The organism is Bradyrhizobium sp. JYMT SZCCT0428, from assembly GCF_018131075.1.
GTDB lineage: Bacteria > Pseudomonadota > Alphaproteobacteria > Rhizobiales > Xanthobacteraceae > Bradyrhizobium.
The window spans coordinates 72,793-96,437 of record NZ_JAFCLS010000018.1 but is presented as its reverse complement, the minus strand read 5'-3'; the positions used below and the strand labels follow the sequence as shown (position 1 = coordinate 96,437).

23 protein-coding genes are annotated in these 23,645 nt (G+C 63.3%); 8 read left to right on the top strand and 15 right to left on the bottom strand.

Going from position 1 to position 23,645, the window contains the following annotated elements:
• The first annotated feature begins 2 nt into the window (after window positions 1–2).
• The 3 genes from JQ575_RS20015 (at window position 3) to JQ575_RS20005 (ending at window position 2,613) form a co-directional block, all read left to right on the top strand.
• Entirely contained in the window at window positions 3–749 is a 747-nt protein-coding gene (locus JQ575_RS20015; protein WP_212034925.1) for a glycerophosphodiester phosphodiesterase, read from the top strand.
• A gap of 140 nt (window positions 750–889) precedes the next feature.
• Window positions 890–2,137: a GNAT family N-acetyltransferase gene (locus tag JQ575_RS20010; RefSeq protein ID WP_212034924.1), complete on the top strand. Its 1,248-nt coding sequence runs from the start codon at window positions 890–892 to the stop codon at window positions 2,135–2,137.
• Window positions 2,138–2,184: 47 nt separating this feature from the next.
• Window positions 2,185–2,613 (top strand): HIT family protein, encoded by a 429-nt coding sequence (locus JQ575_RS20005; protein WP_212034923.1) that lies wholly within the window; start codon window positions 2,185–2,187, stop codon window positions 2,611–2,613.
• A gap of 141 nt (window positions 2,614–2,754) precedes the next feature.
• On the opposite strand, the gene tsaA is transcribed toward JQ575_RS20005, so the two are convergent.
• The 7 genes from tsaA to JQ575_RS19970 form a co-directional block, all read right to left on the bottom strand.
• Complete coding sequence (gene tsaA / locus JQ575_RS20000) at window positions 2,755–3,246, bottom strand: tRNA (N6-threonylcarbamoyladenosine(37)-N6)-methyltransferase TrmO (protein ID WP_212034922.1); 492 nt, start codon at window positions 3,244–3,246, stop codon at window positions 2,755–2,757.
• A 3-nt stretch (window positions 3,247–3,249) separates the two neighbouring features.
• A complete protein-coding gene (locus JQ575_RS19995) occupies window positions 3,250–4,221 on the bottom strand; it encodes a tripartite tricarboxylate transporter substrate binding protein (protein ID WP_212034921.1) in 972 nt (323 codons plus the stop codon).
• 60 nt (window positions 4,222–4,281) lie between these two features.
• Entirely contained in the window at window positions 4,282–4,638 is a 357-nt protein-coding gene (locus tag JQ575_RS19990) for an AzlD domain-containing protein (protein WP_212034920.1), read from the bottom strand.
• Window positions 4,635–5,372 carry an AzlC family ABC transporter permease gene (locus tag JQ575_RS19985; protein ID WP_212034919.1) on the bottom strand — a complete coding sequence of 246 codons (738 nt, stop codon included), beginning with the start codon at window positions 5,370–5,372 and terminating at the stop codon, window positions 4,635–4,637. Before JQ575_RS19985 ends, JQ575_RS19990 begins: the two co-directional genes overlap by 4 nt.
• Before the next feature lie 106 nt (window positions 5,373–5,478).
• A complete protein-coding gene (locus JQ575_RS19980; protein WP_212034918.1) occupies window positions 5,479–5,910 on the bottom strand; it encodes a nuclear transport factor 2 family protein in 432 nt (143 codons plus the stop codon).
• A 103-nt stretch (window positions 5,911–6,013) separates the two neighbouring features.
• Complete coding sequence (locus JQ575_RS19975) at window positions 6,014–7,021, bottom strand: phosphotransferase (RefSeq protein WP_212034917.1); 1,008 nt, start codon at window positions 7,019–7,021, stop codon at window positions 6,014–6,016.
• Window positions 7,018–8,031, bottom strand: a complete 1,014-nt coding sequence (locus JQ575_RS19970) for a lytic transglycosylase domain-containing protein (RefSeq protein ID WP_212034916.1) — start codon at window positions 8,029–8,031, stop codon at window positions 7,018–7,020. Before JQ575_RS19970 ends, JQ575_RS19975 begins: the two co-directional genes overlap by 4 nt.
• A 207-nt stretch (window positions 8,032–8,238) precedes the next feature.
• Between JQ575_RS19970 and JQ575_RS19965 the strand changes: the two genes are divergently transcribed.
• On the top strand, window positions 8,239–8,613 hold the full coding sequence (locus JQ575_RS19965) for a PilZ domain-containing protein (RefSeq protein ID WP_212034915.1): 375 nt from the start codon (window positions 8,239–8,241) through the stop codon (window positions 8,611–8,613).
• A gap of 78 nt (window positions 8,614–8,691) precedes the next feature.
• On the opposite strand, the gene clpA is transcribed toward JQ575_RS19965, so the two are convergent.
• Entirely contained in the window at window positions 8,692–11,106 is a 2,415-nt protein-coding gene (gene clpA / locus JQ575_RS19960) for an ATP-dependent Clp protease ATP-binding subunit ClpA (protein WP_212034914.1), read from the bottom strand.
• A 271-nt stretch (window positions 11,107–11,377) separates the two neighbouring features.
• Window positions 11,378–11,710, bottom strand: a complete 333-nt coding sequence (gene clpS / locus JQ575_RS19955; RefSeq protein ID WP_192733729.1) for an ATP-dependent Clp protease adapter ClpS — start codon at window positions 11,708–11,710, stop codon at window positions 11,378–11,380.
• A gap of 498 nt (window positions 11,711–12,208) precedes the next feature.
• On the opposite strand from clpS, the gene JQ575_RS19950 reads away from it, so the two are divergent.
• Window positions 12,209–13,567, top strand: a complete 1,359-nt coding sequence (locus JQ575_RS19950) for a pilus assembly protein (protein ID WP_212034913.1) — start codon at window positions 12,209–12,211, stop codon at window positions 13,565–13,567.
• 191 nt (window positions 13,568–13,758) lie between these two features.
• On the opposite strand, the gene JQ575_RS19945 is transcribed toward JQ575_RS19950, so the two are convergent.
• Window positions 13,759–14,097 carry a phasin family protein gene (locus JQ575_RS19945; protein ID WP_212034912.1) on the bottom strand — a complete coding sequence of 113 codons (339 nt, stop codon included), beginning with the start codon at window positions 14,095–14,097 and terminating at the stop codon, window positions 13,759–13,761.
• 400 nt (window positions 14,098–14,497) lie between these two features.
• Here JQ575_RS19945 and JQ575_RS19940 point away from each other — a divergent pair, with 400 nt between their 5' ends.
• Window positions 14,498–16,345 carry a D-alanyl-D-alanine carboxypeptidase gene (locus JQ575_RS19940; RefSeq protein ID WP_212034911.1) on the top strand — a complete coding sequence of 616 codons (1,848 nt, stop codon included), beginning with the start codon at window positions 14,498–14,500 and terminating at the stop codon, window positions 16,343–16,345.
• Window positions 16,346–16,596: 251 nt separating this feature from the next.
• Here JQ575_RS19940 and JQ575_RS19935 read toward each other — a convergent pair whose 3' ends face one another.
• The 4 genes from JQ575_RS19935 to JQ575_RS19920 form a co-directional block, all read right to left on the bottom strand.
• Entirely contained in the window at window positions 16,597–17,325 is a 729-nt protein-coding gene (locus tag JQ575_RS19935) for a DnaJ domain-containing protein (protein ID WP_212034910.1), read from the bottom strand.
• Between the two features lie 67 nt (window positions 17,326–17,392).
• Window positions 17,393–18,157 carry a VWA domain-containing protein gene (locus JQ575_RS19930; RefSeq protein WP_212034909.1) on the bottom strand — a complete coding sequence of 255 codons (765 nt, stop codon included), beginning with the start codon at window positions 18,155–18,157 and terminating at the stop codon, window positions 17,393–17,395.
• A 109-nt stretch (window positions 18,158–18,266) separates the two neighbouring features.
• Window positions 18,267–19,151, bottom strand: coding sequence for an alpha/beta fold hydrolase (locus JQ575_RS19925; RefSeq protein ID WP_212034908.1), 885 nt, complete (start codon window positions 19,149–19,151; stop codon window positions 18,267–18,269).
• 317 nt (window positions 19,152–19,468) lie between these two features.
• Window positions 19,469–20,239, bottom strand: coding sequence for a helix-turn-helix transcriptional regulator (locus tag JQ575_RS19920; protein ID WP_312015974.1), 771 nt, complete (start codon window positions 20,237–20,239; stop codon window positions 19,469–19,471).
• Between the two features lie 112 nt (window positions 20,240–20,351).
• Between JQ575_RS19920 and JQ575_RS19915 the strand changes: the two genes are divergently transcribed.
• Window positions 20,352–21,443: a zinc-binding alcohol dehydrogenase family protein gene (locus tag JQ575_RS19915; protein WP_212034907.1), complete on the top strand. Its 1,092-nt coding sequence runs from the start codon at window positions 20,352–20,354 to the stop codon at window positions 21,441–21,443.
• Between the two features lie 38 nt (window positions 21,444–21,481).
• Here the strand turns inward: JQ575_RS19915 and JQ575_RS19910 are convergent, their stop codons facing one another.
• On the bottom strand, window positions 21,482–22,405 hold the full coding sequence (locus JQ575_RS19910) for a division plane positioning ATPase MipZ (RefSeq protein WP_212034906.1): 924 nt from the start codon (window positions 22,403–22,405) through the stop codon (window positions 21,482–21,484).
• Window positions 22,406–22,738: 333 nt separating this feature from the next.
• Here JQ575_RS19910 and panC point away from each other — a divergent pair, with 333 nt between their 5' ends.
• Window positions 22,739–23,590, top strand: a complete 852-nt coding sequence (panC, locus tag JQ575_RS19905) for a pantoate--beta-alanine ligase (RefSeq protein ID WP_212034905.1) — start codon at window positions 22,739–22,741, stop codon at window positions 23,588–23,590.
• Window positions 23,591–23,645: the final 55 nt, after the last annotated feature.

Below are 23,645 nucleotides of genomic sequence, written 5' to 3'. Positions count from 1 at the left end.
CGATGCGAGCGCCTGATTGGTTGACGGCACGGCCGGTCGCCCACCGCGGTCTGCATGATGCCGCGCGCGGTATCCTCGAGAACATGCCGGGCGCGGTGCAGGCGGCTATCGCGGGTAATTTCTCGATTGAGGTCGATATCCAGCTCAGCGCGGATGGCGAGGCGATGGTGCATCACGACAATGCGCTCGGCCGCCTCACCGAAGGCTCGGGCGCATTGCTCGGCAAGACCGCCGCCGAACTGAAAGCGGTCAAATTCAAGAACACGCCGGAGCGGATGATGACGCTCGGCGACCTCTGCGCGCTGGTCGCCGGCCGGGTGCCGCTGGTGATCGAGGTCAAAAGCCATTTTGACGGCGACCGCAAACTGGTGGCGCGGATGGCCGAGGTCCTCGCCACCTATTCCGGACCCGCGGTCGGCATGTCGTTCGATCCGGACCAGGTGCTGGCGCTGCGCGAGCTTATCCCTTCACGCCCCCGCGGCATTGTTGCCGAGCGCGAATATACCGAGGACGAATGGCCGGAAGCGTCGGCGGCGCAGCGCCGGGGAATGACGCATCTGCGCCACGCCTTCCGCACCCGGCCGCATTTCGTCGCCTATTGGGTCAACGAACTGCCGGCGGCCGCGCCCTGGATCGCCCGCAACATTTTCGGCCTGCCGCTGCTGACTTGGACCGTGCGCACGCCGGACCAGCGCGCCAGCGCCACCCGCTACGCCGACCAGATGATCTTTGAGGGATTTGTGCCCTGACGTCTTGGGCTCGAGGTTTCCCGCCGGGAACCTGATCCGCGCTGCATGGCCTTGAAGTCACGGGCGCAATGCAACATCTTTGCCTGACTTGGTCACCATCGCGATGGCTGATCGCAGTGTGGGACCGGTCCGAATTCTCGATGGCGTCATCCGAAATCACCCTCGAAGCCGTCCCCTCCGCCAGCGATATCCCGGCTGCGGAATGGGACGCCTGCGCCAATCCCAAACCCGATCCCAACAGCCTCGAGAACCTCGACACGCTGGCTTCACCTGGCGCGTCAGGTGATTCGTGCCTCGATACAAGAGTTGGCTATAACCCCTTCGTCTCTCACGCCTTTTTTGCCGCCGCCGAAGCCTCCGGCTCGGCCTGCGCCCGCACCGGATGGGGTCCACGGCATCTGCTCGCCCGGCTCGATGGCGGCATCGCCGGAATCGTGCCCTGCTATCTGAAATCGCATTCGCAGGGCGAGTACGTCTTCGACCGCGGCTGGGCCGACGCCTATGAGCGCGCCGGTGGCCGCTATTATCCAAAGCTGCAGGCCTCGGTGCCGTTTACACCAGCCACCGGTCCACGCCTGCTGATCCGCGGCGACGTCGACCAGGAGCGGATCGGCACGGCGCTCTCGCAAGGTCTGATGGCGCTGTGCAACGCCACCAACGCCTCTTCCGTGCACGTGACGTTTGCCCGCGAGGCGGAAGCGAAGTTTTTGGGCGCCCAGGGATTCCTGCAGCGCACCGACCAGCAGTTCCACTGGCACAATGACGGCTACAAGACCTTTGACGATTTCCTGGGATCGCTGAACTCCCGCCACCGCAAGGCGATCAAGCGCGAGCGGCGCGAGGCCGTGTCCGCCGGCATCACCATCCACCGCCTGACCGGCAGTGACATCACCGAGGAGGCCTGGGACGCCTTCTTTGCGTTCTACATGGAGACCGGCTCGCGCAAATGGGGCCGGCCTTATCTCACACGAAAATTCTTCTCGCTGATCGGCGAGAGCATGAGCCGGGACGTGATGCTGGTGATGGCGCGGCGGGGCGGCCGCTGGATCGCCGGCGCCATCAATTTCATCGGCTCCGATACGCTGTTCGGCCGCAATTGGGGCGCGGTCGAACATCATCCGTTCCTGCATTTCGAGGTCTGCTATTATCAGGCCATCGACTTTGCAATCGAGCGCGGCCTGAAAACCGTGGAAGCCGGCGCGCAGGGCGAGCACAAGCTGGCGCGCGGATATCTGCCGCAGACCACCTATTCGGCGCATTACATCGCCGATCCCGATCTGCGACGGGCAATCGCCGACTATTTGAAGCGCGAGCGCGCCTACGTGGCCGAGGTCGGGCGGGAACTCACCGAGGCGGGGCCGTTCCGCAAGGCTGCCGACGAGGCTTGACCTTTACAGCGCAGACCAGAGAATTGGACCAAACTGAGGGAGCCGCCATGTCCGCCACCTATGACACCAACAACATCTTCGCAAAGATCCTGCGCGGCGAGTTTCCCTGCCACAAGGTCTATGAGGACGAGCATGTGTTCGCCTTCCTCGACATCATGCCGCGTTCACCCGGCCACACGCTGGTGGTCCCGAAGGCCCCTGCCCGCAACATCCTCGACATCACGCCCGACGACTACGCCCATGTCGCCCGCGGCGCCCACAAGATCGCCGCCGCCGCGATGAAGGCCTTCAAGGCCGACGGCATTACCATCCAGCAATTCAACGAATCTGCCGGCGGACAGGTCGTCTTCCATTTGCACATGCACGTGCTGCCACGCCACGAGGGCGTCGCCATGCTGCCGCCCGCGAGCCGCAAGGAAGACGTCAAGGTGCTGGAGGATAATGCGACCAAATTGATCGCGGCGCTGAAGGGGTAGCGCACGTCTTCGCTTCGTCATTGCGAACCACCGGGTCGCGCGAATGCGCGCCCGATGACAGGCTCCGCGAAGCAATCCATCCTTCGGCATGCGAGGTGACAATGGATTGCTTGGCTGCGCTCGCAATGACGGTGAAACCAGCTACTCCGTCTCGAAATCGCCCGGCTGCGGCGGCGCCAGCGGTGTGAACTCGCAGCGGTCGGGTTTCAGGTCGATCAGCGGCGTCTCGTCAAGGCAGTCGAGGCCGCGCACCAGCACGACGTTGCCCTCGACGCCGACCAGCTTGACGATGGACGTGCCGATCGGATTGGGCCGCACCGGCGTGCGCAGCGAGAATGCGCCGCGCGTATTGCCGTTGTTCTTCGGGCTTTGCAGCACGAGGTCGCGGCGCGACTGGTGCAGCCAGTAGATCACTTCGAGATTGGAATAGAAGTCGACGCCCTTGATCGCGGGCACCCAGGGCTCGAAAATCTCCAGCCGGCAGACCGGGCCATCGTGACGGCCCTGCCGTGGGGTTTCCAGCCGCGATTTCCAGGGCGTGCGGATGCGCCCGATGAAGACAAGGCCGGCGTCTTTGGCCGGTGGCATATCGACGGCGAGTTCACCTTCGCGGATTTCGCTTTCCCGAACCATATCCTAATCCAGTGAGATGTTGAGCGCCTTGATCACGCCCGCCCAGCGCGCGCGGTCGGTTGCGATGAACTGGTCGATCTCGGCCTGGCTGCGCGGCCGCAGCGGCGGAAAGCCGACCTTCTCGAGCGAGGCGCGGAACGTATCATCGGCGAGCGCCTTGTCGAGGCTTGCGGTGATTTTTCGCGCGATATCGTCGGGCAGTTTTGACGACGCGGAAACGCCGTACCAGACGCTGACGCCGTAGTCGGGATAGCCGCTCTCGGCCATGGTCGGCACGTCGGGCAAATCTGCGATGCGTTGCGCGGAACTGACCGCGAGCGCCCGCAGCAACCCGCCCTTCACCGGCGGCAGCGCGGTGCCGAGCGTGTCGAACATCAACTGGATATTGCCCGAAATCAGATCGGTCAGCGCAGGGCCCGCGCCCTTGTAGGCGACATGAACCATGTCGACGCCGGCCATCTGCTTGAACATCTCGCCGGCGAGATGAATGGTGCCGCCGGTGCCGGCCGATCCAAAATTGAGCTTGCCGGGGTTTTGTTTCGCGTAAGCCACGAACTCCGCGACCGTCTTGGCGGGCACGGAAGGATGAACCTCCATGACCACGGGCAGATCGGTGATCAGCGCCAGCATCCGAAAATCCCGCTGCGGATCATAGGGCAGCTTCTTGTACAGCATCGGGTTGAGCACGAAGATCGATGCCGCCGTAAAGAACAGCGTGTAGCCGTCGGGCTCGGCCCGCGCCGCGGCCTCGGCGCCGATCGCGCCCTGCGCGCCGGCCTTGTTCTCGATCACCACCGGCTGCTTCAGGTCGCGGCTGAGATATTCGCCGACCATGCGGCCGAGCACGTCGGTCGGACCGCCCGCCGCATAGGGCACGATCAGCTTGATCGGTCGTGTGGGATATTCGGCCGCCTGCCCTTGCGGCGCGGCCAGAACCAATCCAAAGGCCAGAGCCGCAACTGCGCGCCAATTCATGCCGTTCCCCTTGCCGTTTCTGAGTTGAAGGGACACTACCGGATTATGCGGCGGCTGCAATCAACCGAGCCACCATTTTCCCGCCACCATCGCGACCTCGCCCGAAACGACGCCGGCAAAGATCGAGCGCCGCGTCAGCATGAACACCGCAAAGCCCGCGGCGACCGCGCCGTAGCGCAGCCAGTCCGGCACGCTCGCCAGCGCACCCGGCGGCTGCACCAGGATCTGCGCGATGACGCCGGCGAGGATCGCGGTCGCCACCGCCCTCACCCAGACCAGTACTTCCGATCCCTCGTCGACGCCGCCGCCGAGCCAGAGCCCGAGCATGCGCCAGACCTCGTTGGGCAGGAAGCCCGCGATGACAAGTACCAGCAGCGCCTGCGGATCACCCCAAAAGTTTGCGAGCCAGTCGCTCATGCGCGCACCCGCCACCAATGCGCGCCGTAAGCGATGGTGCCGGCGGTAATGCCGCTGATCAGGATGTCGACGCCGGTCTGCAGCGCTGCGACGAGCGGATACAGTGCGAGCCCGAGCACCAGCGCCAGCACGTCCGAAATCTGTCGACAGTTGCGCGCGGTAGAAAGCAGGAACGCCAGCGGCGTCAGCATCAGGATCGCGGCCGCGAACAGCACCGGCAGATTAGCGGCCAGGCCATAGCCGACCGTAGTCGCGACCAGACAGACCGAGAGAAGCCCGCAGCCGAGCCCATGCGTGAACGCGATGCGCCGCTCGCGTGGCACCAGCGGCAACAGCCGGTGGCACTCGACCCAGAGCGTGACGGCAATGAAATGCGCCGCGAGCACGAGATGACGACGCTTGGTGCCTGATGTCCGCATGGTCGGCAGCACCGACACCACCATCGGAAACAGCCTGATGGCGCTGACGGCGACGGCGATCGCGGCCTGCACCACCGTTGCCCCGGAGCCCAGCGTCGTGATCAGGATGATCTGCGCCGGGCCCGCCCAGACCAGAACCGTGCTGCCAAGCACCCATCCCAGGCTGAAATGGCTGTCATGCGCCAGCGCGCCGATGCCGAGGTAGGTCGCAAACAGCACCAGCGTCAAAACCGTCGTCGCAACCGAACGCATACCCAACGCGAAGGCGCGCAACGGGCTTTGCCATGTCACAGAGTCGAGCGGAGGGAGCGCCACGTATAGCCGGCCGGGGGTGAATCCTGGAAGGCATAACGGCGGTGAAACAAGGCGGCGTCAAGCGAGACCAGCCTCAGGGCTGGCATGCATCCGCCCGTCCGCGGCCCTACGACGCCGCCAGCAGCCTGACGGCGTCATCGTAATTGCCCAGCACACGCTCCTCCAGATCGGTATCGCAATATTCGACCACCTCGGCGATCTTGTCGCCGCGAAATTTGAACACGAAGCAGTATTCGTTGTTGTAGCGCTGGCCGCGCTTTGTCTGCACGTCGCCACGCACCTCGGCCACCACGTAATCGCCCTCTGCGACCAGATTGATGGCGTGCGCCCGATACTCGGTCGCGAACAGCGCAAACAGCGGTTTCAGCAGCCTGGTGCGGACCTCTTCCTGACCAGAGAAGCGTTTCGACCAGCTGCTGTGGCCCGGAAAGCGCCAGACATAGTCGGGGTGCACGGACGCGCCGAACACGCTGCGATCGCCGGTCTGCAGCGCCTGATAGATGCGCCGGATGGTGTCCTTGTTCTCGATGGTTCCCATTTGAATTCTCCGTTGCGGGGTGCAACTGACATGCCCGAGACGGGATCTATTCGTCCAATCGATCGATCATATAGTCGCCATTCGCCCGGTGAATTTCAGCAGGCTAGACGGCGCCTTCGAGTTTCGGCGCAGCAACGCCGGACAGGAATGACGCCAGGTACATCTTGCCGAGGATATGCCGGGTCCCGGCCGCACCGCGTATGAGCCGTCCTTCGTCGATCGCAAGGCGGAACTGCTCGGGAGTTGGGGCGGAAAGATCGGTGTCGTCCTTCGCCCATGACGCCGCGGCCGACGCGCTAAACATGACGCCCGCATAAAAAAGGCAGGTGAGCGCGCGGACCGACGCCAGCCGGGAAAGAAGCGCCTCGTCAGGCGCGCGGCCGAACCAGGCCGTGAGCAGCGCATCTTCCAACTCCCGGGAACGCGCGAACTGATTGAGCACGATCGCCGCATCGACGAGCGGATCGTTGCGGCAGGCTGATTCCCAGTCGATCAGCCAAAGCCGTTCGCCGTCGAACAGGATGTTGTTCGGGGTGGGATCGTTGTGGCTGGAGACCAGGGTGGACGCGCCTGCGTCGTAGGCTTCCCGGAGCAGTTCGAGACGTTCCACATGCGCATCAAGCACACCGGCGGCAAACAGACCGGTCCGCCGTACATGCGCAAACAGGCGCGCGACGATGTCGCCATAGTTGACGTAATAGGGAAAGATCGAGGTGGCCTGCAGCCGCGAGAACAGTTCTCCCAGCGCCTGCGCCAGTGCGGGCGGCCCGCCCGGATAGGTTTTCAGCGGCTGGTGCTCGATGAAGTCGATCACCACGATACGGGCCGCCTCGTCGAGATAGCGGATGGCAGGGGCAATCCCCGCCTCCGTCGCGATGCGCATCGAGACATATTGGTGCGGATTGCGCAGCGGGCTTGGCTCGCCCTCGATCCGCAGCAAATAGCGCCGTTGGCCTACTTCGACACGATAGACCGATGCCGTCGTCGCCCCACCTGTCATCGCCGTGATCGCGCCGACCGGAGTGGAGCCAAAAGCGGCAGCGAGCGCTGCGCGCGCGGTCTCGCGATGGGCGATCGAGAACACGTCGAAACCGTCTTGCTCATGATTCACCCCGGCACGCCCCTGTTTCGCAGCACAAAGCACGCCCCGCCGGCGCGGCGGATGCGGTTGCAGAGTTCATCCGCGGCCGGCCGCGTGTCCGCGCCAATCCGCACCTGGTAGAAGGCCCGGGTACCGCGGCTGCGCATCACGGAACTGAGCAGGCTCGGGTCCTGGTCGCCGATCACGGCACTCAGCCGCTTGATCGCGCGCGCATACATGGCCAGCGCCTTGTCGCGGTTGAAGCCGGCAGCGAGCTGCACACCCCACAATTTCGCGGCGGAGAGCGTGATGCGCTGTTCGAGGCCCGTCACGAAGGGATTGGGCGCGCGCTTGAGCAAGGCCATCAGTTCGCGGCAACTCGAGGCTGGTGCGGCTTCCGGCATCTTGCCATTCCGTCCCGCGGCTGCCCACTCCTCGACCGTCGAGCCGGTGATGGCGACGACATAGTTGCGGGTTTCCTGCGGCATGTATCCGGTGCCGGCGAGCCATTCCTGCACCCGCCGCGGGCCGGCATTATAGGCCGCCGCCGCGAGGCCGAGATTGCCGAACTGGTCGCGCAACTCGCTGAGGAACTCGGCGGATTTCGGCAATGCCTGCACGGGATCGAAGGGATCGAGCAGCCGCCGCTCGTTCGCGGTTCCCGGCATGAACTGCGCAATGCCCTGCGCGCGCTGGCCGCTCCTGGTCACTGGCCCCACCGCATCGGATTGAAAGCGGCTCTCCTGCCAGATCACGCGCGCGAAGAACTCCAGCGGCAGGTTTGCCGCCCTCGCCGCCGATTCCACCATCAGGCACAGCGCCTCGCGCGTATCGCTCTCGCGCGCGGTCTCCTTGGGCCGCTCTGGAGATGCCACGGGTTTCTCTGAAGGTGCCGCGTCTGGCTGTTTCGCGGGCTCCTCGACGCCGGGCGGCGCGGCATCGGCCGGCGCGGATGGCGAGTCTTGGGCGATCGCCTGCGCAAGCGACACCAGCATCGCCAGCAAGCTCAACCCGGCGCGGAGACCCTGACCTGTTCGCATTGCCGTCTGATTTCCATCGAAGGTAACTTAATAGCGGCCCGGCGCTATCGGTTCCAGAGCGCGGCTTAACCATGTTTGGGCCTCCGAAGCCCTGAATCGCCGCCGTCGCGGCCGATGTTGATTTACGTTAACGCCGCATTTTGCCGGCCAAAGCCTTTCGCGGCCGATAAAGCGGCGTAAAAGTCTTCCTTTGATTGGGAGATATCGATGCAGGACCGACGCGAGAACGCGCGCGACAAGGTGATTTACGGCGGCGTCGCGGAAATCGGCGAGAACGGCGCGAGCCGTGAATGCATCGTTCGCAACATCTCCGACAAGGGCGCCAGCGTCGAATTCAGCAACACCGCCGACCTTCCAAGGGAACAGATCTCGCCAAGAGAACAGATCTCGCTTCGCATCGCACGGAAAGGCCGCTCCTTCCTCGCCAAGGTGGTGTGGTGGCGCGATAATTTCGTCGGCCTTGCCTTCAGCGGCGAAACGCCTGCCGCGCCCGTCTCCGACCTGGAGGAGCGGCTGCGCAAGAGCGAAATCAAGAAGCGGCAGCTTCAGCGGCGCATCAACGAGTTGCTCGGCGAGCGCTGACCCCTCCGGTTAGATGCAGCCCAGCAAAAAGCCGGCGGTCACCCGCCGGCTTCTTCCATTCATAACGGTTAGACCCGCTCAGACCTTGACGAGCGGCCCCCGCGAAGCCGGCCCATTGGAGCCGCCCCCGCCATTGGGACCCGATTTCGGCTTCCGCGGCGTGGCGCGCTTGCGCGCCCCGGGCAGCTTCTCCGGCTTCGGCGTCACCGGCCCTTCGACGAATTCGAAGCCGATCTTGTCCTTGCTATCAGCCTCGTCCTTGATCAGCACGACGCGGACATGGCCGCCGCCCTTCAACCGGCCGAACAGCACTTCATCGGCCAGCGGCTTCTTGATGTGCTCCTGGATGACGCGCGCCATCGGACGCGCGCCCATCTGCTCGTCGTAACCATGTTCGATCAGCCAGGCCTTGGCGGGCTCCGACAATTCGATGGTGACGTCGCGATCGGCCAGCTGCGCCTCGAGCTGGAGCACGAACTTCTCGACCACCATGCCGATGACGTCGGCATTGAGATGGGCGAACGAGACGATGGCATCGAGGCGGTTGCGGAATTCCGGCGCGAACTGCCGGTTGATCGCTTCGTGGTCGTCGCCTTCCCGCTTGCTGCGCGTGAAGCCGAAGGCCTGGCGCGCGAGATCGGCCGCACCCGCGTTGGTGGTCATGATCAGGATCACGTTGCGGAAATTGACCTGCTTGCCGTTGTGATCGGTGAGCCGGCCATGATCCATGATCTGCAGCAGCACGTTGTAGAGATCCGGATGCGCCTTCTCGATTTCGTCGAGCAGCACCACGCAATGCGGATGCTGGTCCACGCCGTCGGTGAGCAGGCCGCCCTGGTCGAAGCCGACATAGCCGGGAGGCGCGCCGATCAGGCGCGACACCGTGTGCCGCTCCATATATTCGGACATGTCGAAGCGGATCAGTTCGACGCCGAGCGACGCCGCCAGCTGTTTTGCCACTTCGGTCTTGCCGACGCCGGTCGGACCGGAGAACAGGTAAGAGCCGATCGGCTTTTCCGGCTCGCGCAGGCCGGCACGCGCCAGCTTGATCGACGCCGACAGCGCGTCGATCGCCTTGTCCTGGCCGAACACCACGCGCTTCAGGGTCTGCTCGAGATGCTTGAGCACCTCGGCATCGTCCTTCGATACGCTCTTGGGCGGAATCCGCGCCATGGTCGCGATCGTGGTCTCGATCTCCTTGATGCCGATGGTCTTCTTGCGCTTGTTCTCGGCCACCAGCATCTGCGCCGCGCCCGACTCGTCGATCACGTCGATCGCCTTGTCCGGCAGCTTGCGGTCGTGGATGTAGCGCGACGACAATTGCACCGCGGCCTCGATCGCCTCGTTGGTGTATTTCAGCCGGTGGTAATCCTCGAAATAGGGTTTCAGGCCCTTGAGGATCGCGATGGCGTCTTCCACCGTCGGCTCGTTGACGTCGATCTTCTGGAACCGGCGCACCAGCGCGCGATCCTTTTCGAAATGCTGGCGGTATTCCTTGTAGGTGGTCGAGCCCATGCAGCGGATCGTGCCCGATGCCAGGGCCGGCTTGAGCAGATTGGATGCATCCATCGCGCCACCGGAGGTGGCGCCGGCGCCGATCACGGTGTGGATCTCGTCGATGAACAGGATCGCGTTCGGATGCGCCTCCAGTTCCTTCAAAACCTGTTTGAGCCGCTCTTCAAAATCACCGCGATAGCGCGTGCCCGCGAGCAACGTACCCATGTCGAGCGAGAACACGGTCGCCGCGGCCAGCACTTCCGGCACCTCCGAGTCGACGATGCGCTTGGCAAGGCCTTCGGCGATCGCGGTCTTGCCGACGCCGGCTTCGCCGACGAACAGCGGATTGTTCTTCTGCCGGCGGCACAGCACCTGGATCGCCCGGTTGATTTCGGAATTGCGTCCGATGACGGGATCGATCTTGCCGTCGCGCGCCTTCTTGTTGAGGTTGACGCAGTAGGTATCGAGCGCCTCGCCCTTTTTCTTGGCGTCCTCGTTGCCCTTGGTCTCGGTCTCCTCGTCGACGCCGCGAACCGGCCGCGCTTCGGAAACGCCGGGACGCTTGGCAATGCCATGGCTGATGTAATTGACCGCGTCGTACCGCGTCATGTCCTGCTCCTGCAGGAAATAGGCGGCGTGGCTTTCGCGCTCCGCGAAGATCGCGATCAGCACGTTGGCGCCGGTCACTTCTTCGCGACCGGACGACTGGACGTGAATCACCGCGCGCTGGATCACGCGCTGGAAGCCGGCGGTCGGCTTGGCGTCGTCGGCACCGTCCGTCACCAGATTTTCGAATTCGGTCTCGAGATAGTTGACGAGGCTGGTGCGCAGCTTGTCGAGATCGACGCTGCAGGCACGCATGACCGCGGCAGCATCCGAGTCATCGATCAGCGACAACAGCAGGTGTTCGAGCGTCGCGTATTGATGATGCCGCTCGTTTGCAATCGCCAGCGCACGATGCAGGGATTGTTCAAGACTTTGGGAAAAAGTTGGCATTCGCGTCCTCTGTGGCCCCCGGTCATCATGATCGCCATTACCCGGTCAGGCAACAACAACCTTCGTCGTCCCGTGTCATATAGTTACGCACGATCGTGGCGAAAGACAGGTTCCGTGAACAGTGGTTTTTCTCTAAACTATCGCACCACCGCGATACGAGAACCAACCCGAAAAACTACTGGGTTGCCGCCTGCTTCCCCCAGGGCGGAACAATGCAAGACCCGTTCCTTTTAGCCGGTCGCCTTTTAGCCGGTCGAGACTGGTGCAGCGGCTATTTTTTTTCCATCACGCATTGCAGGGGATGCTGATGCTTGCGTGCAAAATCCATCACCTGCGTCACTTTGGTCTCGGCGATTTCGTAAGTGAACACGCCGCACTCACCGATACCGTGGTGATGAACATGAAGCATGATCTTGGTGGCGGCTTCCGCGTCCTTCTGGAAGAATTTCTCCAGCACATGAACCACGAACTCCATCGGCGTGTAATCGTCGTTCAGGATCAGGACACGATAGAGATTCGGACGCTTGGTCTTCGGCTTGACCTTGGTGATGACCGAGGTCGACGGACCGTTCGTCCCCGCATTGCGGTTTTCGTCATTGCTCATCCGGGGAGCAGAGACGGCGGTCGCGGCCGGCGCGGACGAATAGGCTTTGGAGTTCAACTGCAACATGGCTCAGGTGTTCGATATTCCCATGGGAAACCGGACAGCGCATCGTCGCACGCTCGCGAAGGCCCCAAAACGACCACCACAAGGTACCCAGCAACGCTTTCCAGATCGCCGCTCCCGGTCCGATCCAGCGGCGGATCGGCTATTGGAATATGGGTCCAGTTGCAGACCACCGCAAGCGCATCAACGCTGCCCTGCCGCGCCCGCAACCGGCCCGAATCCCGGGTGCCGGCAATCCAGGCAAGGTTAATCGTTTCTGTCGGATTTGACAAAGGAAGGCCCCTGCCCGTTTAGCGGTCCTTGAGCATAGGCGGCAGTTCTGGCCGCCGGTTTCCCGATAGATGGGCTTTGACCCGTTTTTGCGGGAACCAATTTACCACCTGTTTAGCCGACCAGGCCGAAATACCGCTAGAAACCACTATTTCGGTGAGAGCCATGCTCAATACAGCCATTTTCAGTCGGGTTCGTAAGGCCGCCGGGCGTTTTGCCAGGGCCGATCAGGGCAACATCGCGGTTCTGTTTGCCATCGCCGCCGTGCCGATCATCAGCTTCGTCGGCGCCGCGATCGACTATACCCGTGCCAACAGCGCCCGGTCGTCGATGCAGGCTGCCCTCGATTCCACCGCCCTGATGCTGGCGAAAGACCTGGCGGACGGAACCATCAAGGCCTCGGACATCAACACCAAGGCACAGGACTATTTCAAGGCGCTCTACACCAACACCGATGCCAGGGAGATAAAGGTCGCGGCGGAATATACCGCCAACACTGGCAAGGGCTCGACCATCAAGATCAATGGCACCGGCAACGTGCCGACGGAGTTCATGAAGGTCGCCGGCTTCCCGAAAATCGGCTTCGACACCAGTTCAACCTCGCTCTGGGGCAACGTCCGCATGCGGGTGGCGCTTGCGCTCGACGTCACGGGGTCGATGGACCAGGACGGCAAAATGACGGCGATGAAGCCGGCCGCAAAGGCCCTGATCGACCAGATCGGCGCCCTCGCCAAGAACACGGGCGACGTCTACATCTCGGTCGTTCCGTTCGCCAAGGACGTCAACGTCGGCACCAGCAACTCCGAACAGTCGTGGATCGAGTGGAGCGAGTGGGAGGCTGCGAACGGCAAGTGCAGCGGCAAGAACTCCGGGAACTACCCTACAAAAAGCTCCTGTGAATCGGCCGGCAGGACCTGGACGGCGAAGAACCACGATAAGTGGAACGGCTGTGTGACCGACCGCGATCAGGACTACGACACCAGGAACACGACGCCGACTTCCGATCCCGCAACCATGTTCTACGCCGAGCAGTACGATGCCTGCCCCGAACAGTTGCTGCCTCTGACGACCGACTTCGCCTCCGCCAAATCCAAGGTTGACGCGCTGACCCCGAACGGCGGCACCAACCAGCCGATCGGCATCGCCTGGGGTTGGCAGTCCTTGAGCCAGGGCGCGCCGCTCAATGCTCCAGCTGAGGATCCCAATTACGAATACAAGAGGGTGCTGATCGTGATGTCCGACGGCCTGAACACCCAGGATCGCTGGCCGTCATACGGCAACGGCCAAGTCCAATACAACGGCGCCATCGACGCCCGCCAGCGCATCCAGTGCGACAACGCCAAGGCTAACGGCGTCATTATCTACACGATGCATGTCAACACCCGCGGCGATCCGACCTCCTCCGTCCTGCAGTATTGCGCCAGCGGCTTGGACAAGTTCTCTACCGTGACGTCCTCGAGCGAGATCGCGACGGCCTTTAGTGCGATCGGCACGTCGCTCTCCAAGCTGCGCGTCGCGAAATAATCGCCGCCGCCGGCAGGACAACAACGCAAAACGAAAAAAGCCCGGCCGTAATGGCCGGGCTTTTTGTTTTGGAAGGTATCGCGCAGCGCTTAAAGCGTTTTCGAACGAAGTGGATACCGGTTCGCGTAGTAATCAAGTTTACGCAGATTGCGTAGACTTATCTGCGGTAGAAAACGCGTCAAACAAAGAGTTTAGTGCGTGGCGGGAGCGAACTTCGCGACCAGGCCTTCGTAGGGCTTGAAGGTCTGCTTGGCCAGATCGGTATAGAGGCCGGCAATCTTCTGCGTCTCGGCGACAAAGGTCTCGTAGGACGAGCGGGCGAATTCGGTCTGGGCTTCGATCGCCTTGTCCACCGACTTCACGCCGGACAGCTTTTCAACAAACGACTTGGTGTCTTCGAACGACTTCTTGGCGTAGTCGCCATAAGCGGTCGCAATCGCCTGAACACCGCTCTGCAGGTTGCTCGCGGAAGCGGCGACCGTTTCGAGATGCTCTTTTCCGTAGCTCTGAATGTCTTCAACCTTGACCATCTTGGAGTCCTTTCCCAGACTGAATGTAATTAATCGCCGGGAGGTCCCGGCTCCCTGACCACCCCTCCCTTATAGTGCAACGCACAATGCCTGTCAAGGAATTTTGTGCACCGCACAAATATCGACGATTAACGCCAAACACCGGAGTGTTACGCAACGGTTACTTAACCTTTTGGAAACTCGCGCCGCCTAACCTGATTCCCGGACGTGTTCGCCTTCCGACAGACAGATCGAAAGCTGTTTGTGAACAACACCTTAGCTAGAACAGCGACCTGATCGGCCAGCCGGGGCCACATTGCCACCAGGCTAACCGCTTCGAACAGGCAGCGTCACCGGGCCGATGGGCACAATTTCGCCTCACGAACCGGTGATCAAGATAGAAATTGGGACGGGGAAGTAAATGCTTCGTACAACCTTAGCTTCCTCGCGCACCTTGCGAGTTTGCGTTCTCGGGCTGGTCACTCTCACCACTGCAGTCATCTATACCAGCGACAGCGCAGAAGCCCGCCGCTACCGCAAAAAGCACCAAACCGCCCACCACGTGGCGCGCGCGAGCTATAGTCCGCAATTCGCCTCCATCATCGTCGACGGCAATTCCGGCGCCACGCTCTCTTCCAACAACCCCGACGCCCTCCGTCGTCCGGCCTCGCTGACCAAGATCATGACGCTCTATCTGCTGTTCGAGCAGCTCGAGCGCGGCAAGATGAAACTCGACACCGAAATGGAAGTGTCCGCGTATGCTTCCCAGCAGGCGCCGACCAAGCTCGGCCTGAAGCCCGGCCAGACCATCAAGGTCGAAGACGCCATCAAGGGACTGGTGACGCGCTCCGCCAACGACGCCTCGGTCGTGATCGCGGAAGCCATTGCCGGCGACGAAGACGAGTTCGCCAAGCTGATGACGCGCAAGGCGCGTTCGCTCGGCATGAGCAAGACCGTCTATCGCAACGCCAACGGCCTGCCCAACGATGAACAACTCACGACCGCGCGCGATCAGGCGACGCTGGGCCGCGCGATCCAGGAGCGCTTCCCGCGCTACTATCGCTATTTCGCGACCACCTCATTCACCTATCGCGGCCAGTCGATCCGCAATCACAATCGCCTGCTCGGCAATGTCGAAGGCGTCGATGGCATCAAGACCGGCTATACCCGCGCTTCTGGCTTCAATCTCGTGAGTTCGATGCGGCGCGGCAACCGCCATCTGATCGGCGTGGTGCTTGGCGGTCGCAGCGGCGGATCGCGCGACGCCACCATGCGTACCCTGCTCGCGGAAAACCTCGACAAGGGCGCCACCATCCGCACCGCCGCTGCCATCACCGAACGTAATTCCGCTGAGGCCAGCGTCGAGGTGGCCGAAGTCGCCAGCACGCCGCGCGCGACCGAGGCGGTCCAGGCCAACAGCGCCGCCGCTGCCTCCGAGCCCAGCATGGCCGCAATGCAGGCGACGCGCAGCGTTGCCCCGGCCAGGCCCTCGCTGATGGCCGCAGCCGCGGCCGCCCTGCCGGCGCCGCAACCGAAACCCGAACAGTCCAAGTTCGCGGCGCAGGCCAAGCCCGAACCGGCTCCGCTGACCAGCGGTGTGATTCAGACCCAGGCGATATCGGCGATCCCCGGCTCGGCCGAGCCGATGAAGCCGGTCAAGGTCAAGACGGTTCAGGTCAAGGCCGGCACGATGAAGCTGGCTTCTGCTGGCCCGTCCCAGCCTGTTGCCCCGCCGATCACCAGCGCGATTGCGCCCTCCCGCCCGGAAGTGGCGGAGACCTCCAGCGCCGTCGTGGCGCGGGCTGAGCCGAGATCTGAAGCCGTCAAGGCCGAGGTGATCAGGCCCGATGTGGCCCGTGCCGAACTGCCGCCGCAGCCTGCCAATCACGGTACCGGCCATGGCGTCCTCGGCGTGCTGCCCGCCTCCAGCGTGCCGTCTGCCCCCGCACAGGCACTCGCCTATGCCCAGCCACAGACCGTCCAGCAGAACGGCGCCATCAAGCCCGCGGCCACCGTGACCCACACCGGCTGGATCATCCAGGTCGGCGCGCTGGAAAGCGAAAGCGAAGCCCGCGCCCGCCTCGATCAGGCACGCAATCAGGCCCGTGGCCTGCTCGGCAAGGCCGATTCCTTCACCGAGCCGGTCGTTGCCAAGGATAATCGCAAGCTGTTCCGCGCCCGCTTCGCCGGCCTCGAGCGCGATCAGGCCGAGGCGATCTGCAAGACGCTGAAGCGCGCCGACATCTCCTGCATCACCGTTCGTAACTGACCTTCTCTCTCTTGTTCGCAAAGCCGGCGCCGCAAGCGCCGGCTTTGTTGTTTCCAGAGCACAGTTGCAGACGTCGTTCGGTCGCGGGCGGCAAATCGAACCGGCGCAAACTTCTCGTCAAGAATTTACGGTTAAGTTTTCCGGAATGAAGGATCGACCACGCCGGAAAACGGCGGGCGACACGGGGCATCAACCAGAGAATAGGGCAGCGGCAGCTCTCGGTTTGTAGCGTTTGGTAGCGTTTGCCGGAGTTAGCTGAGATGAGCGCGAAGCAGAGTATCCTTGGCCTCGTTTACACGGGCGGCGAGGTACGTCGAGCCCCCTTGGTCGGGATGCAGTTTCTTCATCAGGGCGCGGTGCGCCCGGCTGATGTCGTCACGCCCCGCCCCCGGCTGCAGGCCAAGGATCTGATAGGCCTCCTCGTCCGTCATTTTTCCGCTCGGCGGCGCGCGGCGCTGCCCCCCTGCCGCGTCGCCCTGCGCGTTCTGACGCCAGGCGGGAAACCGGCGGTCCAGATAGCTTTCAAGTAACGCGACGCTCTCGGCGTCGAAGCCGGACATGATCGTCGTCAGCTGCGGCAGGTCGAACTCGTCGAGCGAGTGGCCGGCATAGGGCCCGTCGACGATCTGGCCCGACAGGGCGCCGCTGTCGTGATCGAGGCTCATATCGAGAAACTGCGATCGCACGCGCGAGGTCTGTCCGGGCGAGCGCTGCGTGCCGCCGCCGAATATCCCGCCGATGTTGCTGAAGCCCGACGGGCCGAACGGCGACCAGCCGAGCAGTCCCGCCCCGAAGATGCCGAGCGGGATCGCCACCGCCAGTTCGCCCCTGAGCCCGGTGAAGGCCGCGACCGCCAGAGCGATGATGCCGCCGCCGATCTTGAGCAGCCGCGCAAGCACGACCGGATTGGCCGCACGAAACATCTGCAGCAGCAAATAAAGCAGGACAACGGCGACGACACCGGCAATCAGGGTTGGCATGGGCCCAATATAGTCGCCCCGGCGGCAAAAAGCATGGCGATCCGCACCTGAAGAACCCAGCTGGCGATCATTTCATCTGGCCGATCAGCTTGGCAGCGCCGCTTCCGGTCTTCGACAGCCGCAGCAGCGCTTCGCGTCCGCCGGCGGCATAGGCCGCGGCAGCTCGCAACAGCTCGCGCAACTGGGCCGCGGCGCCGGGATCGAACCTGCACCATGCCCCGCCGGTGAGGCGCGCGATCTCACGGAAGGCGTGCTCGGCCGCAACGTCGTGGCCTTCCTGGAACATGAACACGGGCACCTTGAGCAGGCCGAGTTCACCGGCCTTGGCGCAGAGGTCGTCGACCGACTCTTCCATGGCGTCGCCGACGAACACCACGGCGCGAACGGCGGAAGCGACCGCCTCGCGGCGGGCTTCCGAGAGCACCTTGCCGATCTGGGTATTGCCGCCCTGGCAATCGATCTTGGTCATCAATTTAGCGAGTTGCGCCGAGTCGGAGATCCATCCCGTTGCGCGGCATTCATTGAGGCCGCGGTAGTAGACCAGGCGAATGTCGAGGCTGCCGAGCGACGCCGCTTCGCGAAACATATCGGCCTGCAGCGCACAGGCCATGTCCCAGGTCGGTTGCCGGCTCATGGTGGCGTCGAGAGCGAACACCAGCCTGCCCTTCGCGCCGGTGCGGTGCGGCGACATGGCGCGAGCCTTGGCGACAAAGGCAGCGATGTCTTCGGCCGCCGAGGGCCGGGCTTCAGGCAACGGAGAGCTGCGCGATTGAGGTTTCTGCGCCGAGAAGACGTCGGCGGGAGATTTCGGTTTGGTGGGTTCGCCGGCCATGAGCGCTCGCAATTACAGCAAGCTCTATGTGGGACTGTCCATACGGGCCGTCAATGCACCCGGTCGTGAGCCGCCGGGATCAGGCAGCGGCAGCTTAACAGCTGAGCCGTTAGTTGGTCGCCGACTTGTTGGTCGGTGGGTTGCTCGCCAGCGGCACCGGTCCGGGATTGCTCACGAGCGGATCCGGCACCTTGGTCGGCACCGGCTTCAGCGTACTGCTGTCGGTGTTATCAGCGATGAACTTGTCGAGCATCGTCTGGATCGATGACTTTGCCGCATCAGGCCCGGTATCACGCATATCGTTGTGCTGGTAGCCGGTGTTCACGACCGTAATACCCGCTTGTTCGCACTGCTCGTCGTCCGGCACGACGCCCGGATCCGGCTTGAACTGCGTGTCCTTCGAACGGAACGACAGGATCTTGAACTTGCCGTCGGTCAGGAACGGCACGCGCAGATTGTCCAGCGTCACCACCTTCTTGATCTCGTCGGGATATTGCTTGGCGAAATACATCGAGATATCGCCGCCCATCGAATGCCCGACCATCGTCACCTTGGCGTAGTCAGCGTTGGGCAGCACCTTCTTCATTTCCTCGATGGCAAAATGGATGTTGGCGACGCCGCGCTGAATTTGCGGCAGACGGCCGACATAGAGTTCGCCGACCTTGGTCACCATCGGCGGATCGGTCGGCAGATCATGCTGGGGGCTGACCGCAAGATAGCCCCGCGCGGCGAACGCGTTGGAGAGGAACGAATACTCGGTATGCTTGACGGTGTTGCCGTGATTGATGATCGCAACCGGCAGCGTGATCATGCCGGCATTGGCCTGCATTTCCTTGTCGCGCCGAATGGCGATATTGACCGCGACCAAACGATTGTCCCGCGCCGGATCATGGAATGCGATGGTCTCGTGACGAATCGCCCACTTGCTCGCGGTAAAGTACGCGACCGCAACCAGTACGGTAAGTGAAAGCAGAACGGCAATTCCACGTTTCATCGGCGTCCTCGGGGCCCCGGCAGGGGCGATGTCAGTCTCGAGACTCTTCGGCCTCGTTCTTGATGATATATGTCACAGCGGCGTGACATAAAGTCCAAATGTTGTGAATTGATCGCCTGATCGTTGTGCGATGCACCTATCCATTGTGCAACTGCTCACTACCCGGCGATCATCTCCTATTTGCCTATATATGACGGCCCCAACCAAGCTTCGGTTCGACCGATCGATAAAACTCTAATGAAAACGGTGTTCTAGGCAGTTAGTTCCCTTATTTCGCACGCCGCGTCTGCCCTGGAAATCCCGGAAAACCACTGGATTCAGCCCGCGGTATAGATGATCAGCTTCAGCGCCGGATCGTCATTGGCCTGGAAGCTGGCGTATTCCAGCTTCAGCCGCCCCTTCCTCGGATGGCTCAGGGATTTCCGGCCGGCTGCGGCGCCGCCAATATCATGGGCCTCCCACCAGCCCGAAAATTCGGGGCAGCCCTGCCGCAGCCGTGCAAGCAGTTCCTGGAATGCGGGATCGCCGGCCCACAAATCATGCGTGGCGCGGAATTGCGCCACGATGCGCCGCGCCTCTTCTTCCCATGAAGCGCCGAATAATTTTCGCGTCGCGCGGTTGGTCAGCACGGTGAGGAGAATGTTGCGGTCGCCTTCCGGCAGCCGGCTGAACGCAAAGATCTCATCCGCGGCCGCGTTCCAGGCCAGAATGTCCCAGCGGCGGCCGGTGACATAGGCCGGCAAATTGAGCCGCTCGACGGTGCGCCGGACCGCGGGAGGTACGGTTTCGGGGACGAAGGCGCGGCGGTCGGCATTCTGCGTCAACGCCCGCAGATGCTTGTGCTCGGCCTTGCCGAGCCGCAGTGCGCGGGCCAGCGCGTCGATCGTCGCCACCGACGGACTGACGGTGCGCCCCTGCTCGAGCCGGATGTACCAGTCGACGCCGATGCCCGCGAGTTCGGCGACTTCCTCGCGCCGCAGGCCGGGCGTTCGCCGCCGCCGCCCGATCGGCAGGCCGACCGCCTTCGGCGTCAGCTTTTCCCGCCGCGAGCGCAGGAAATCGCCGAGTTCGCTTTGCCTGGGATTCACAAGCCTGCACCTCGTCAGCGGGGGATCGCTCAATCCTAGGATAATACCAGGTCTTGTTGGCGAAATGAAGGGTTGCGAAAATGGGCTCCTCGTTGCGAAAGGATGCCCCATCATGAAAGCTGCTGTCTTGAAACAATTCGGATCGCCGCTCGCGATCGAAGCTCTGCCCGATCCCGTCCTCGGCACCGGCGAGGTGATCGTCGACGTGATGGCGAGCCGGGTTCTCGCCTATGCAAATGAAGTCCTGAGCGGCGAACGCAAATACCTGCTGGAATTGCCTGTGGTGCCGGGTCCCGGCGCGATCGGCCGCGTCCGCGCCACCGGCCCGGATGCGACCCATCTGGCCAAGGGCGACTGGGTCTATTGCGATCCGACCGTGCGTTCGCGCGATGATGCGCTTGCCCCCGACATCGCGCTGCAGGGCCTGACCGCCGGCAGCGACGGCGGTCTGCGGCTGGCGCGATACTTTCACGATGGGGCATGGGCCGGACAAATGCGGGTGCCGACGGAAAACGCCGTACGGATCGGCAGCATTGCCGAAGCGGACGCCGCGCGGTGGTGCGCGCTGGGCACGCTGCTGGTGCCGTATGGCGGCTTCCTCGCCGCCCAATTGCAGGCCGGAGAGACCGTATTGGTCAACGGCGCCACCGGCAGCTTTGGCAGCGCGGCGGTGGCCGTCGCGCTGGGCATGGGCGCGGCTTGTGTCATCGCAACCGGCCGCAACGAAAAGGCGCTGGCCGATCTCCTGCGCCGGTTCGGCCCACGCGTCCGTATTGTACCGATGCGCGGCAAGGAGGAAGACGACCGCAAGCGGATCCTGCAAACCGCCCCGGGCGGCATCGACTTCGTGCTGGACATCCTGCCGCCTGCGGCCAACGCGATGCAGGTGCGGACGGCCATCCTCGCGGTGCGGCCTTACGGACGCGTGGTGCTGATGGGCGGAGTCGGCATGCTCGGCGGCGGCGACCTCGACCTGCCTTATTCCTGGATGATGCGGAACTGCATCACGCTTCGCGGCCAATGGATGTACCCGCCGCACGCGGCACCTTTGATGGTCGGGCTTGTTCGCGCAGGCCTGGTCAGCCTGGATCAATTCGAGGTCACTTCGTTTGCGCTGGACGACGCCAACGCCGCGGTCGCGCATGCCGCCAGCAACAGCGGTCCGTTCCGGATGACGGTGATCGAGCCACCAAGATCACGCTGAGGCCGCGGCGATCAGGCGCCGAGGGCCGAGCGCCTGGTTCAGGCGCCGAGGATGTCGTGGACTTCGAGCGGCTTGTCGACCTGGCTGAACCATTCGGCGCGGTTGGCGGCCCGCCGCCGGCCGCGCTCGTCGAGCGGCAGCTTCAGCTGGCGGAGCAGGCTCGTCACCTCCTCGCGCGCCGTCACATGGCCCATGCTCGGCCGCGTGCCGAGCGTGGCCTCATCGATGTCGTCGAGCGCGGTCAGCCCGCGCGGGAAGAATTCGCGGTAGACCACCCGCTCGGCAAGTCCGTCGATCGAACGGAAGCCCAGCCGCAACGACAGATCCTTCAGACTGTCGGCGACGAGCTGCTTGTTGCGCGAGCCGATCATCGACAGCCGGTTGCGCACCACGATCCAGTCGGTCGAAGCGCCGTCGAGCTGGCGGCGCTTGCGCCTGACGTCGCGCACCATCTCGGCATAGTGGCTTTCGCCGGTCACCGAATAGGTGGCGGGGTCTACGGTGCCGAGCACGTCGAAATCGAGGAAGCTGTCGTTGATCGGCGTCACCAGCGTATCGGCCATCGAATGGGCCAGGCGCATCAGATAGGAATCCGACCCCGGCGTATCGATGACGATGAAGTCGAAGGCGCGCTCGACCGTACTTACCGCTTCCATGAATTGTTGGAACTCGGAATTTTCATTGTCGGCGATCTGCATCGTCTCGCCGAGCTTGATGCAAAAGTGGACGGGAACTTCGAGATCGAGGCCGGTGCGGCGGGCCCACGCAGTGCGGTTGCCGATGTACCGGGTGAAGCTTTGCTGGCGGCAATCGAGGTCGATGGTAGCGACACGCTGACCGGCTTTCATCAGAGCGACAGCGATATGCGGCGCGGTGGTGGATTTACCCGAACCGCCCTTCTCGTTGCCGAGCACGACGACGTGCGCCGAACCGGACTGACCCTGACTAGCCTGAACCAACATGACTCAACCCCAACCCCCGTTTGATATCTTCAAATCACGCGCGGCTGTGGTCAAGCGAAATGCGTGATAACGATTTTAAATCACTATCTGCCTGCCTTAATCATGAATCCGCTTGGCGACGTCGCGTTCATCTGTGATCGAGCGCACGTTTCCACGCGCCGACCCCGACTGGCGATACATGACCCATGCAGCTACGTCGGACTGCCGTGATGAGTTGCACAGGGTGATTACCTTGGCGGCAATGCCTCGGCCTTATAAGGTCGCATCGCCCGCCAAGAGGCCGCGGCCAATGGCCCCCTCACCCCCCAACATCGTGCAAGAGATCGAGCCCAGATGCCGCGAAGCCCCATGGTCGTCCGTACCGTCCCCGCATTGCGCCGCGCCCTTGATGGCCTTCGCGCCAGAAAGGCTGATATCGCGCTGGTGCCAACCATGGGAGCGCTCCATGACGGCCATGTGTCGCTGGTTCGGCTCGCCAAACGCCGCGCACAGAAAGTCGTGGTCTCGATCTTCGTTAATCCGACCCAGTTCGCGCCAACGGAGGATTTCGGCTCCTACCCGCGCACCTGGAAGTCCGACGTCGCCAGGCTCGCGGCCGAGAAGGTCGATCTGATCTGGAATCCCGACGTCAAGGCGATGTATCCGGAAGGCTTCGCCACAAGGATCGTGCCCGAAGGTCCCGCCATCGCCGGGCTGGAAGATCGCTTCCGCCCGCACTTCTTCGGCGGCGTCGCCACCGTGGTCGGCAAGCTGTTCACCCAGTGCCGGCCGGATGTCGCGATCTTCGGCGAAAAGGACTTTCAGCAATTGCGGGTGGTGACGCAGATGGCGCGCGATCTCGATCTCGGCGTCAAGGTGATCGGCTCGCGCACGGTTCGGGAACGCGACGGGCTGGCGATGTCCTCGCGCAACGTCTACCTCGCGCCCGAACAGCGCCAGGCGGCGCCCGAACTTTATCGCGCGATGAAGCTGAGCGCGGCCCGCCTGCGCGCCGGCGAGCCTGTCGACGCCGTCATGGTGGCCGGCGCCGAAGCGATCACGAAGGCAGGTTTCACGCTGGATTATTTCGAGGTGCGCCACGCCGAGACGCTGGCGCCGATCGCCTTGCTCGAGGACGGTCCGATGCGGATGCTGCTCGCCGCCAAGATCGGAACCACGCGGTTGATCGACAACATCGCGGTTTAGGCCGCCGAACCCCGCCCCACTTGCGCGAAGCAACCTCTGCGTGAAATATGTCCGC